Raw genomic sequence first — 12,375 nt, 5'->3', positions numbered from 1 at the left:
ACCCGCTACGACCGTCAGGAGCGACCATGAGCGCTGTGACCCCCGCTGGAGGCGACAACGCGGCGGGCCGCTCCTGGCCCGCCCTGCTGAACGGCCTCCTGGACGGACGGAACCTGTCCGCCGACGACACCGCCTGGGCGATGGACCTGATCATGCGCGGGGAGGCGACCGACGCGCAGATCGCCGGCTTCGCGGTGTCCCTGCGCGCCAAGGGCGAGACCGTCGAGGAGATCACCGGCTGCGTCCGGGCGCTGTACGCCCACGCCAACGTCATCGACGTGCCGGGCGCCACCGTCGACATCGTCGGCACCGGCGGTGACGGCGCGAAGACGGTGAACATCTCCACCATGTCCTCCATCGTCGTGGCCGGCGCCGGCGCGAAGGTCGTCAAGCACGGCAACCGCGCGGCGTCCTCCGCCTCCGGCGCCTCCGACGTCCTGGAGAAGCTGGGCGTCAACCTCGAACTCACCCCGCGCCGGGTCGCCGAGGTCGCCGAGGAGGCCGGCATCACCTTCTGCTTCGCGGTGAAGTTCCACCCGGCGCTGCGCCACGTGGCCGCCGCCCGCGGCCAGCTCGGCATCCGCACGGTGTTCAACTTCCTCGGCCCGCTGGCCAATCCGGCCCAGGTCAAGGCCCAGGCGGTCGGTGTCGCCGACCCGCGGATGGCGCCCATCATGGCCGGGGTGTTCGCCGGGCGCGGCCACTCCTCGCTGGTGTTCCGCGGCGACGACGGCCTGGACGAGCTGACCACCACCGGCACCTCCCGGGTCTGGGTGGTCCGCGACGGCGCGGTCACCGAGGAGAGCTTCGACCCGCGTGACGTCGGCATCGAGCTGGTGCCGGTGGAGGCGCTGCGCGGCGCCGACGCCTCCTACAACGCCGAGGTCGCCCGCCGCCTGCTGGACGGCGAGCGGGGCCCGGTGCGGGACGCGGTGCTGCTGAACTCCGCAGCGGCGCTGGTGGCGTGGGAGCCGGGCGGCGGCACGCTCACCGAGCAGATCCGCGCCGGGATGGACAAGGCGGCCGAGTCGATCGACTCCGGCTCCGCCAAGCGCGTCCTGGAGCGCTGGGTGGCCGTCAGCAACGCCTGAGGGCCGCGCGGTTGTCCCGCGATCCGGACCCGGGTTGCGGGACGCCGGTCACCTCACGTAATTTCCCTGTCAGGTCATGAGTGACAGCCACAAGGCCCCGGCCGGCTGTCCGGCAACCCTCCGTCCGTGGCGGGGTGCCCCGGGTGAGGACCAGGCCGTGAGCAGCAGGGCTCACGGCAAGCGCGGACCCCTCGCACACCAGGGGTCCTGGTCGTCGAGGAGCCTTCCGTGAGCAAGCGAATGCGCTAGGGCGTCGAGCCCCGCCTCCGCACACCCCCTTCACCTTCCTTCCCGCGCCGGCGCGCCGTCCGCCCGCGCGGGGATCCGTCCTGCCTCACGGGAGTTCCGCCATGTCCGTCTCCGCCGTTGCCGCCGCCCCGACCGTCCGTGCCCCGCTGCCCGTCCTCGGCCGGGACGTCACCGTCCCGCTCGTCACCGGCGGCGAGGTCACCTACGCCGCGCTCGACCAGGCCGCCAGCGCCCCCGCCCTCCAGCGCGTCTGGGACGACGTGGCCGCGTACGCCCCGTACTACGGCAGCGTCCACCGGGGCGCCGGGTACCTGTCGCAGCTGTCCACCGACCTGTTCGAGAACGCCCGCCGGACGGTCGCCGAGTTCCTCGACTGCCGCATCGACGACCAGGTGGTGTTCACCCGGTCCACCACCGACTCCCTCAACCTGCTCGCCGCCGCCCTGCCCGAGGGCTGCGAGGTCTTCGTCTTCGAGACCGAGCACCACGCCTCCCTGCTGCCCTGGCGGGGCGCCCGGGTGACCTACCTGGACGCGCCGGGCAGCCCCGCGCGGGCCGTCGCGTCCCTGGAGCGGGCCCTCGCCGGCCGCGACCCCCACGGCCCGGCCCTGGTCTGCGTGACCGGCGCCTCCAACGTCACCGGTGAGCTGTGGCCGGTCCGTGAACTGGCCGCCGCCGCGCACGCGCACGGCGCCCGGATCGTGCTGGACGCCGCCCAGCTCGCCCCGCACCGGGCGGTGAGCGTGCGCGACCTGGACGTCGACTGGGTCGCCTTCTCCGGGCACAAGCTGTACGCCCCCTTCGGCTCCGGGGTGCTGGCGGGGCGCGCCGACTGGCTGCGCGAGGCCGAGCCCTACCTCGCGGGCGGCGGCGCCAGCCGCACGGTCGCCCGGCGCGCGGACGGCGGGGTGGACGTGGAGTGGCACGACGGCGCCGCCCGCCACGAGGCCGGCTCGCCCAACGTCATCGGCGCCCATGCCATCGCCTCCGCCTGCCAGGCGCTCACCGAGGCCGGCTTCGACGCGCTGGCCGCGCGGGAGGACGCGCTGGTCGGCGCGGTGCGGGAGGGGCTGGCGGACGTGCCCGAGGTGCGGTTCCTGTCGCTGTTCGGCGACGACGCGCCGCGGGTCGGTGTGCTGTCCTTCGTGGTCGACGGCTGGAACAGCTCCCACTTCGCGGCGGCGCTGTCCGCGGAGTACGGCATCGGTGTGCGGGACGGGCTGTTCTGCGCGCACCCGCTGGTGCGGCGCCTGGTGGGCAGTGAGGCGGGGGGCCGGGGGGAGTGCGGGGCGCCGGACGCGGGCTCGCTGAACGCGATCCGGGTCAGCTTCGGGGCCGGGACGCCGGACGAGCATGTGGAGCGGTTCGTGGGGGCGGTGCGGGAGCTGGTGCGTGACGGCGCGCGGTGGACCTACCGGACGGTGGACGGGCGGTGCGTGCCGGACACCGCGGGGCGCGCGTGAGGTGATTCGCCCCCGCCGCCCCATCCCGGCCCGACCCCGGGGCTCCGCCCCGGACCCCGCTCCTCGAACGCCGGAGGGGCTGGAACACCCGGGGCGGAGCCCCGACAGTGAGGTCAGCTGTCCAGGCCGATGGCGAACGCCGCTTCCAGGTCGTGCTGGGAGTAGGTGCGGAACGCCACATGCGTGTCCGTGCCCTCGACCCCCTGGATCTTGCTGATCCGGCCGGGGATGACCTCCGCCAGGTCCTCGTGCTCACGGACCCGCACCATGGCGATCAGGTCGTACGTGCCGGTTACGGAGAAGACCTCGCTGACGCTGTCCAGCGCGGCGATCTGTTCCGCGATCTCGGGGATCCGGTCCACGCTGGTCTTGATGAGGACGATCGCGGTGATCACGGCTGGTTCTCTCCCTCGGGAGCCGGAGCAGGGGCGGACCTCACTGTAGTCGCCCCGCCGCGCCACACCCACGCGCAGCCGAACCCCAGGCCGAAGCCCACCAGGTGCGCCAGGTGGGCCACCCCCGGCCCGCCTTCCGCCGTGCGTCCCGCCGCCGCCCACTGCAGGGCCGCCCAGAACGGCAGCACCACCCACGCGGGCAGCCGTACCGGCAGGAACAGGGCGAACGGCAGGAGACTGGTGACCCGCCCCCGGGGGAACAGGAACAGGAACGCTCCGAGGACCGCCGAGATCGCTCCCGAGGCCCCGACCAGGGACCGCTCGGAGCCGGCGTTGGCGGCGGCGTACCCCAGCAGGGCGAGGTAGCCGCTACCCGCGTAGCACAGGGTGAACCGCACACGGCCCATCCGTGCCTCGGCCATCGGTCCGAACACGTGGAGGAACAGCATGTTGCCGAGCAGGTGCACCCAGCTGCCGTGCACGAACAGTGCCGTGGCGGGGGTGAGGACGGCCGCGAGGGACCCGTCGAACAGGTCTGCGGGGATCACGCCCCAGCGGCGGAGGTAGACGTGCCGGGCGGCGAGCAGCTCGTCCCCGGAGCCGTGGGCCGGATGCAGGCCCGAGGCCGGCCCGACGAGGAAGACCAGGCAGCACAGCACGATCAGGGTGCGGGTGACCGGCGCGGGAGTGGTCCGGATCGCCCCGGCGGCCGTCGCGGCCCAGTTGCGGATCATGGCTACAGAGCATGACGTAACCGGACGCACCCACGCAGACCGCCTCGCCGCCGTGGACAGGCGGGCGGCGGGCACCCGGCAGGCCGTAGGGTTACGAGCCACACGCACCGGCCGCCCGGTGCGTCACGGACACTGGAAGGAAGGCGAACAGCCACGATGACGGTTCCTCTGCCGACCGCCTCGACGCGGTGGCGCTGCACGCTCTGCGGCAACCTCACCCGCTTCGACGTGACCCGCTCGTCGAAGGTCGTCGAGTACGTGCACCTCGATCTGGCCGGAGAGCCCAAGGTCGAGGAGCGCGAGGTGCTCGATGAGACGATCGAGTCGGTACGGTGCCGCTGGTGCAACGCCGTGGATCAGGTGGAACTCGTGGACAGGCCGGGCGCCGGCTCCTGAAGCGGAGCGGGCCCCGCTGACGGCGGCCCCCGGGCGGGGCCGTACACAGGCATTGGGGTGTGACGGATGGTGGAGACCACGGGCGGGGGGCCGCAGGACGGCACCGCCGAGGTGCTCGACCGCCCGCTGCCCGACGGAGTGCGCCGCCGGGTCGTCCAGATCGTCGCGGACGGCTTCGGCGGGCTCACGGTCACCGAGCTGCCCGCGCAGCTGCGGCAGTACGCACGGTTCACCCCGAGCCGCCGCGCCAAGTTCGCCGGGAACGCCATGGCGGCGGCGCTGGAGACCGACCCGCTGTTCCGGCAGCGCATCGGGGAGAAGCTGAGAGAGGCCCAGCCGGAGCTGACCGGCGCCCTGGACTCCGGCTCCCCGCCCCCGGCCGCGGACCCGCTCGATGTGGCGGCCGCGGCCTACGTGCTCCGCCCGGCCGGCTGGGTCAAGCTGGTCACCGCCGCCGGCGAGGAGGCCCAGCGCGCCGACGCCGAGCGCGCCGACGAGGAGACCCGCGCCGAGCTGGAGCGGCTGCGCGGCGAACTGGACCGGGCCCGTGACCACACCAGGTCCGAGACCGAGCGGCTGCGCGCCGAGCTGGACGCGGCGAAGAAGGAGACCGAGTCGCTCCACCGCAAGCTGCGCTCCGCCCTCGCGGACGTCAAGCGCGGCGAGGCCGCCGTGCGCAAGCTGCGGGGCGAGATGGAGGCCGTACGCGCCGAGGGGCATGCCCAGGTGTCGGCCGCCGAGAGCGAGAGCCGGCGCCTCAAGGCCCGGCTGGGGGAGACCGAGGCCGCCCTGGAGGCCGCACGCCGGGCCGCCCGCGAGGGCCGCAGCGTCGAGGACATGCGGGTACGGCTGCTGCTCGACACCGTGCTGGACGCGGCCCAGGGGCTGCGGCGCGAACTGGCGCTGCCTCCCGTGTCGGTGCGGCCCGCGGAGACCGTGGACGCCGTGGAGCCGGGCCGGATGACCCCGAAGGACATCGCCGCCCGCGCGCTGTCCGAGGACGACCCCGCCATCGTCGACCAGCTGCTGGCGCTGCCCCAGGCGCATCTGGTCGTCGACGGCTACAACGTCACCAAGACCGGCTATCCGCAGATGCCCCTGGAGAAGCAGCGGTTGCGCCTGCTGGGCCAGCTGGCGCAGCTCGCCGCGCAGACCGGCGCCGAGGTCACCTGTGTCTTCGACGGCGCCGAACTCGCCGCGCCGGTCCTGCTGGCCCCGCCGCGCGGGGTGCGGGTGCTGTTCTCCAAGCCTGGCGTGACCGCGGACGAACTCATCCGCCAGCTGGTGCGCGCCGAGCCCCCGGGGCGGCCGGTCATCGTCGCCTCCACCGACCGTGAGGTCGCCGACGGGGTCGCACGCGCCGGCGCGCGCCCCGTCGCGTCCGCCGTGCTCCTCAAAAGGCTTTCCTGATGTCTGATGCGCATCCGTCCCTCGTGCAACGTACCTGATCTATGCCCGAATTGACGGAACCGTCACGCAACGTAGCGTCAAGAGGGCGTCACTGCAGGTGAGTTGCGGTGCGATAAACACGCTGTAGCGGAGATTTTGTGCCCAGGGATTTGAACTGATCACAAGAGAATCACTAGGGTCAGCCTTCGAACCCTCGCTCGCGCGATCACTCTCGAGAAGGAGCTCGTCTCCGTGGCGTCCCACCGTCGTCCCAAGCAGCCGAGCCGCGCACGCGTGACTGTGCTCACCACCGCCGCCGCTGCCGCTGTCGTCATGAGCTCGCAGGCTGCCAACGCCGCCCCGAGCGAGAAGCCGAGCAAGGACGAGGTCAAGGCCAAGGTCGACAAGCTCTACGAGCAGGCCGAGCAGGCCACCGAGAAGTACAACGGCGCCAAGGAGAAGCAGGAGAAGCTCCAGAAGGAGATCTCCACCATCCAGGACAACGTCGCGAAGGGGCAGCAGGAGCTCAACGACCTGCGCGACGGCCTGGGTTCGATGGCCAGCGCCCAGTACCGCAGCGGCGGCATAGACCCGTCGGTGCAGCTGTTCCTCTCCGCCGACCCGGACGACTACCTCGACAAGGCGTCCACGCTCGACCAGTTGAGCGCCCAGCAGGTCGAGGGTCTGAAGAAGATCCAGGAGAAGCAGCGCGAGCTCGCCCAGCAGCGCTCCGAGGCCGCCGAGAAGCTCAAGGACCTCTCCTCCACCCGCACCGAACTGGGCAAGAAGAAGAAGGAAGTCCAGGGCAAGCTCGCCGGCGCGCAGAAGCTGCTCAACAGCCTCACCGCTGCGGAGAAGGCGCAGCTCGCCGACGAGCAGAACCGCGCCACCCGCGCCAGCGAGCGCGACGCCCTCTCGGTCAACGTCCCGGCCGGCTCCGGCCGCGCCGCCGCCGCCTTCGCCGCCGCGCAGAGCAAGCTCGGCACCCCGTACGTCTACGGTGCCACCGGCCCGTCCTCCTTCGACTGCTCGGGTCTGACCTCCTGGGCGTACGCGCAGGCCGGTGTCGGCATCCCGCGTACCTCCGAGGCCCAGACCGGGGCCGGCACCAAGATCTACTCGGTGGACCAGCTCAAGGTCGGCGACCTGGTGTTCTTCTTCAACGACCTGCACCACGTGGGCCTCTACGCGGGCAACGGCCAGATCATCCACGCCCCCCGCACCGGCACCGTCGTGCGCTACGAGTCGATGAACACCATCGGCGGCCCCTTCATGTTCGGCGTGCGCGTCTGACCCGACCCGGGTGCCCCCGTTCGGGGGATTCCCGGCGGTCCCGCTCCGTCCCACGCCCCGCCTCGACCCCAGGTCACAGGCGGGGCGTCACCGTGTGTACCCGCCCTGGCCGTGGATATGCCGACGGCCCTTGAGGCTACTGTCTGCCGCGTTTCCCTGTCCGCCAGCGGAAGGAGCGCGGCTTCCCGTGGGGTCCCATCGTCGTACCGCACCGTCTTCAGGATCCGACCGGAGCACCGTCCTCGCCCTCGGCCTGCTCTCCGCGGCGGCCACCGCGCTCGGCGCGGTGCCGGCCACGGCCGCGCCGCAGGAGGACACCCGGGCCGAGGTCGACCGCCTCTACGAGCAGGCGGAGAAGGCCACCGAGGCGTACAACGCGGCCGGGGAGCGTGCCGACACCCTGCGCCGGGAGATCGCCGACGTCCAGGACGTGATCGCCCGCAAGCAGCAGCGCGTCAACACCATGCGGGAGTCGCTGGGTTCGCTCGCCGGCTCCCAGTACCGCTCCGGCGGGCTGGAACCCACCCTGGCCCTGCTGCTCTCCGACGACCCGGAGGACTACCTCGAGAAGGCCTCCGCGCTCGACCGGCTCGGCGTCCACCAGAGCGCCGAACTGAACAAGCTGCGCGGCACGTTGCGCTCCCTGGCACAGGACCGCGCCGAGGCGTCCGGACGGCTCGGCGCGCTGGAGCGCAGCCGCAAGGCCGCCGCCACCCACAAGCGGACCGTGGAGAGCAAGCTCGCCGAGGCCCGCCGGCTGCTCAACTCCCTCCCGGCCGGTGAACGCGCCGCCTGGGACCGGGCCTCCCGCTCCGCCCGCGCCGACCTGCTCGGACCCGGCGGGGCCCCCGCCTCGGGGCGCGCGGCCGCCGCCGTCGCCGCCGCCCGCTCCGCCCTCGGCAAGCCCTACGTGTGGGGCGCCAACGGCCCCTCCGGCTTCGACTGTTCCGGACTGACCCAGTGGGCGTACGCCCAGGCCGGGGTCGCGCTGCCGCGCACCTCGCAGGCCCAGCGGTACGCCGGACGGCAGGTCCCGCTGTCCGAGGCCCGCCCCGGCGACCTGGTCCTCTACCGCGCCGACGCCTCCCACGTGGGGATGTACATGGGCAACGGCCAGGTGATCCACGCGCCCTACCCGGGTGCCCCCGTGCGCTACGACCCGGTGGGCATGATGCCGGTCTCGTCGGTCACCAGGGTCTGACCCCGGCGGCCCCGCGCCCGTACCCTCGGAAAGGTGGCTGGTCGAACGCGGGTGTCCGGGGCGGCGGTGGCGGCGTTGTGTCTGCTGCTCGTCGCCCTCGTGGGGTGCGGTGGCGGGCCCGCCGTGGACGCCGCCCGCGCGCAGGTGCAGTCCCTGCTCGACCGGCGCGCGGAGGCGGTCCTCGACCGGGACGCCGCCGCCTACGCCCGCACCGGCACCCGGGACGGGTTCGAGAACCTGCGCGCGGTGCCGCTCGCGGACTGGTCCTACCGCGTCACCGCGCTGGACCGCACCGGCGACCGGGCCACCGCCGCCGCCGACCTCAGCTACCGCGTCGAAGGACACGACCCCTCCCCGGTCGTCACCGCCCGCACCCTGAGTCTGAGCCGGGACCGGGACGGCGACTGGTCGGTGGACGCCGACCGCCCGGCCGACGACTCCGGCCAGCAGCTGTGGGACCAGGGCAGGGCCCAGGCCGTCCGCGGCGAGCGGAGCCTGGTGCTGGGCGTCGGGCAGCCCGCCGGGACCCTGCGCGACTACGCCGAGCTCGCCGACCGCGCGGTGCCGGCCGTCTCCGACGCGTGGGGCGCGCGCTGGGCCCGCAGCGTCGTCGTCCTGGTCCCCCGGACGCTGGAGGGCATGGCGGGCCTGCTCGGCTCGCCCCCGTCCTCCTACCGGGGCATCGCGGCCGTCACCACCGGGACCACCGGAGCCGGCCCCCGCGCCCCGGCGGACCGGGTCATCGTCAACCCGGACGCCTTCGGCCTGCTCGGCGACTCGGGACGGCAGGTCGTCCTCACCCACGAGACCACCCATGTCGCCACCCGCGCGCACACCTCCGCCGCGACCCCGCTGTGGCTGTCCGAGGGGTACGCCGACTGGGTCGGTTACCGCGACGCCGGCCCTGACCCCGCCGAGGCGGCGCCGGAGCTCGCCCACGCCGTGGGCCGGGGGGAGGTGCCGGGCGCGCTGCCCGAGGACGACGACTTCGGCTTCACCGGCGACGCGGACGGGCTGGCCCAGGCCTACGAGGGCAGCTGGCTGGCGTGCCGGATGATCGCCGACCGCTGGGGTGAGGAGCGCCTCGGGGCCTTCTACCGCGCCGTGGGCGCGCACGGGGACCGGGAGGGTGCGGTGCGGGACGCCATGAGTCGGGTCCTCGGCATCTCGCCGGAGGACTTCACCCTCCAGTGGCGCGACTACGTACGGGCGGCGCTGCGGTGAAGTGGGGACGGCTCCGGTCGGTGGGCTGTGCTTCGTTCGTCGGTGGGTGCGGGGTGGTGGGGGCTGGTCGCGCAGTTCCCCGCGCCCCTGAGGGGCGCCGGTCCGGTGCCGGCGTCAGGGCGTGACCGCCGACGAGGGCTGGTCGCGCAGTTCCCCGCGCCCCTGAGGGGTGCTCGTTCCGTCCCGGGGCAGGATGGTCCCGCCGGTGGGTTGCGCGTCGTCTGTGGGTGCGGGGTGGTGGGGGCTGGTCGCGCAGTTCCCCGCGCCCCTTGGGGTGTTGGTCCGGTGCCGACGTCGGGACGTGACCGTCGGGGGTTGGTTACGCAGTTCCCCGTGCCCCTGAGGGGGCCGGGGTCAGGGTGACACCGGGGTTCGTTCCGCCCAGGACGGGGCGGGGGTCGTGGGGACCTTTCGGCGCCCCGGCACCGACGCGCACCACAGGATGCGCGCCGCCAGCAGCGCCGCCGCCACCAGCAGCCCGTTGCGCAGCACCAGCAGCGTGATCCCCAGCCCGTCGCTCGCCACCACGTTCCCGAAGTACACCGGGAACTCCAGCACCGTCACCGGGCACGCCACCAGCACCAGCACCGCCGGCCGCCCCATCCGGCTCTCCCGGAAGCACAGGCAGGCCGCCGCCGTCCCCACCAGCCACACCATGTACTGCGGGCTGATCACCCGGCTGGTGACGGTGAACATCAGCACCGCCGTGAACGCCGCGTCCGCCACCGTGTGCGGATCGAACCGGGTCGCCAGCAGCCGCCACAGCACCAGCCAGGCCAGCGCGGCCCCGGTCAGGAACAGCGCCCCGGTGCTCACCCAGCTCACGTACGGGCCGAGGAACTCCACCGAGCCGTAGTTGAGCAGCACCTCGCCGTCCCAGCCGTGGTGCCGGGCCACGTGGAACACCAGCGCGCCCAGCGACTCGACCTCCGTGCCCCGGTCCCGCTGGAAGCCGAGGAACGCGAACGCACCCGGCATCAGCAGCGCGAACAGCCCGGCCACGACCACGCCGGTCACCGCCGCCGACACCCACGCGCCGCGCCGGCGCACCGCCAGCAGCAACAGCGCCGGCCACACCTTCAGCAGCGCCCCGAACGCCACCAGCGCCCCCGCCAGCCGGGGGTGCCGGCCGGCCGCCAGCAGGGCGGCCACCGCCACCGCGGTCACCATCACGTCGTAGCGGGCGTACACCGTCGGCCCGAGCAGCGGCACGCCCGCCACCCACATCCACGCCCCGCGGCGGGACCGGCCCGCGCCGCGCGCCCCGCGCAGCAGCAGGGCCAGCGTCACCAGGTCGGCGACCAGCGCCAGTACGAAGAAGGCGGTGGCGTACTCCAGGAACGGCAGCACGGCGGGGGAGAGGATCGCCAGGGCCGCGGCCGGCGGGTACTGCCAGGTCACGTCGTCCAGCGGAAACGTTCCGGTGACCAGGACGTCGTACCAGCCCCGGTAGATCGCCGAGACGTCGCTGGTGACGTCCGGGCCGGGGAAGACCACCACCTTCAGCACGCACAGCAGAAGCGCCGCGCGCGTCACCCCCCAGAGACCCAGCAGCGGTGCCAGGGACCCTCGTGCGGCCGTCGGTTCCACGTGATCCCTGCCTGTCGGTGTCGCGGTCGTGAGGGGCCATGATGGCGCGGTAACCCGTGCACATGCCACCGAGCACGGCCGTGGCGGACGGCACAACAACCGTTCGGTAGGGTCGGCGGCGATGCACAAGACCCTGATCGTCACGAACGACTTCCCGCCCCGCCCCGGCGGCATCCAGGCGTTCCTGCACAACATGGCGCTACGGCTGGACCCGGAGCGCCTGGTCGTCTACGCGTCCACCTGGAAGCGCACCCGGGAGGGCGTCGAGGCGACCGCCGCCTTCGACGCCGAGCAGCCCTTCACCGTCGTACGGGACCGCACCACGATGCTGCTGCCCACGCCGGCCGTCACCCGGCGGGCCGTCGGGCTGCTGCGCGAGCACGGGTGCGCCTCGGTGTGGTTCGGGGCGGCGGCACCGCTCGGCCTGATGGCACCGGCGCTGCGCCGCGCGGGCGCCGAGCGGATCGTGGCGACCACCCACGGCCACGAGGCCGGCTGGGCCCAGTTGCCCGCCGCACGCCAACTGCTGCGCCGCATCGGCGAGTCCACGGACACGATCACCTACCTGGGCGAGTACACCCGGTCCCGCATCGCCGGCGCGCTCACCCCCGCGGCGGCCGCGCGGATGGTGCAACTGCCGCCCGGCGTCGACGAGAAGACCTTCCACCCGGGCTCGGGCGGCGACGAGGTGCGCGCCCGCCTCGGACTGGCCGGCCGCCCGGTGGTGGTGTGCGTCTCGCGGCTGGTGCCGCGCAAGGGCCAGGACACGCTGATCCGGGCGATGCCCGCGATCCTCGCCGCCGAGCCGGAGGCGGTGCTGCTGATCGTCGGCGGCGGTCCCTACGAGAAGGACCTGCGCCGGCTCGCCGCTGACACCGGCGTCGCCGCCTCCGTCCGCTTCACCGGCTCCGTCCCCTGGTCCGAACTGCCCGCGCACTACGGCGCGGGGGACGTCTTCGCGATGCCCTGCCGGACCCGCCGCGGCGGCCTGGACGTCGAGGGACTCGGCATCGTCTACCTGGAGGCGTCCGCGACCGGCCTCCCGGTGGTCGCGGGCGACTCGGGCGGCGCTCCGGACGCCGTCCTCGACGGAGAAACGGGCTGGGTGGTCCGCGGCGACTCGCCGACCGACACGGCCGACCGCATCACCACCCTCCTCGCCGACCCCGAACTCCGCGCGAGCATGGGCCGCCGAGGCCGCGAATGGGTTGAGCAGAAATGGCGCTGGGACCTCCTCGCCGACCACCTGAAAGCCCTGCTGTGACGCGAAAGCCGCCCTCGAAGAGGGCGGCTTTCGCGTCACAGGGGCGCGGGGAACTGCGCGAACAACCCCCACGGACCGGCACTCGT

At 73.8% G+C, this 12,375-nt stretch carries 11 protein-coding genes and 1 riboswitch; of the genes, 8 read left to right on the top strand and 3 right to left on the bottom strand.

Annotated features, from left to right (window positions below):
* Positions 1-26: 26 nt before the first annotated feature.
* Positions 27-1,091: an anthranilate phosphoribosyltransferase gene (gene trpD / locus ACIF8S_RS24645; protein WP_349793499.1), complete on the top strand. Its 1,065-nt coding sequence runs from the start codon at positions 27-29 to the stop codon at positions 1,089-1,091.
* 72 nt (positions 1,092-1,163) lie between these two features.
* A riboswitch (SAM riboswitch) is annotated at positions 1,164-1,280 on the top strand.
* Between the two features lie 161 nt (positions 1,281-1,441).
* A complete protein-coding gene (locus tag ACIF8S_RS24640; RefSeq protein ID WP_400001762.1) occupies positions 1,442-2,803 on the top strand; it encodes an aminotransferase class V-fold PLP-dependent enzyme in 1,362 nt (453 codons plus the stop codon).
* A 113-nt stretch (positions 2,804-2,916) separates the two neighbouring features.
* On the opposite strand, the gene ACIF8S_RS24635 is transcribed toward ACIF8S_RS24640, so the two are convergent.
* Positions 2,917-3,198 (bottom strand): Lrp/AsnC family transcriptional regulator, encoded by a 282-nt coding sequence (locus tag ACIF8S_RS24635; RefSeq protein WP_024882613.1) that lies wholly within the window; start codon positions 3,196-3,198, stop codon positions 2,917-2,919.
* Complete coding sequence (locus tag ACIF8S_RS24630; protein ID WP_400001760.1) at positions 3,195-3,932, bottom strand: rhomboid family intramembrane serine protease; 738 nt, start codon at positions 3,930-3,932, stop codon at positions 3,195-3,197. Before ACIF8S_RS24630 ends, ACIF8S_RS24635 begins: the two co-directional genes overlap by 4 nt.
* 156 nt (positions 3,933-4,088) lie before the next feature.
* On the opposite strand from ACIF8S_RS24630, the gene ACIF8S_RS24625 reads away from it, so the two are divergent.
* The 5 genes from ACIF8S_RS24625 (at position 4,089) to ACIF8S_RS24605 (ending at position 9,435) form a co-directional block, all read left to right on the top strand.
* Complete coding sequence (locus ACIF8S_RS24625; RefSeq protein ID WP_073936621.1) at positions 4,089-4,328, top strand: hypothetical protein; 240 nt, start codon at positions 4,089-4,091, stop codon at positions 4,326-4,328.
* A 66-nt stretch (positions 4,329-4,394) separates the two neighbouring features.
* Positions 4,395-5,738 carry an NYN domain-containing protein gene (locus ACIF8S_RS24620; protein WP_349793504.1) on the top strand — a complete coding sequence of 448 codons (1,344 nt, stop codon included), beginning with the start codon at positions 4,395-4,397 and terminating at the stop codon, positions 5,736-5,738.
* A gap of 231 nt (positions 5,739-5,969) precedes the next feature.
* On the top strand, positions 5,970-7,010 hold the full coding sequence (locus tag ACIF8S_RS24615) for an NlpC/P60 family protein (RefSeq protein WP_400001758.1): 1,041 nt from the start codon (positions 5,970-5,972) through the stop codon (positions 7,008-7,010).
* Between the two features lie 187 nt (positions 7,011-7,197).
* Positions 7,198-8,211, top strand: a complete 1,014-nt coding sequence (locus ACIF8S_RS24610; RefSeq protein WP_400001757.1) for an NlpC/P60 family protein — start codon at positions 7,198-7,200, stop codon at positions 8,209-8,211.
* A gap of 33 nt (positions 8,212-8,244) precedes the next feature.
* Positions 8,245-9,435 carry a hypothetical protein gene (locus ACIF8S_RS24605; protein ID WP_400001756.1) on the top strand — a complete coding sequence of 397 codons (1,191 nt, stop codon included), beginning with the start codon at positions 8,245-8,247 and terminating at the stop codon, positions 9,433-9,435.
* A 354-nt stretch (positions 9,436-9,789) separates the two neighbouring features.
* On the opposite strand, the gene ACIF8S_RS24600 is transcribed toward ACIF8S_RS24605, so the two are convergent.
* A complete protein-coding gene (locus tag ACIF8S_RS24600) occupies positions 9,790-11,025 on the bottom strand; it encodes a glycosyltransferase 87 family protein (protein WP_400001754.1) in 1,236 nt (411 codons plus the stop codon).
* A gap of 121 nt (positions 11,026-11,146) precedes the next feature.
* Here ACIF8S_RS24600 and ACIF8S_RS24595 point away from each other — a divergent pair, with 121 nt between their 5' ends.
* Positions 11,147-12,289, top strand: coding sequence for a glycosyltransferase family 4 protein (locus tag ACIF8S_RS24595; RefSeq protein WP_400001753.1), 1,143 nt, complete (start codon positions 11,147-11,149; stop codon positions 12,287-12,289).
* The last annotated feature ends 86 nt before the right edge of the window (positions 12,290-12,375 follow it).

Source organism: Streptomyces sp. NPDC085937 (assembly GCF_044540535.1).
Lineage (GTDB): Bacteria > Actinomycetota > Actinomycetes > Streptomycetales > Streptomycetaceae > Streptomyces.
The sequence above is the reverse complement of the archived record's forward strand: the minus strand, read 5'-3'. Positions and strand labels throughout refer to the sequence as shown.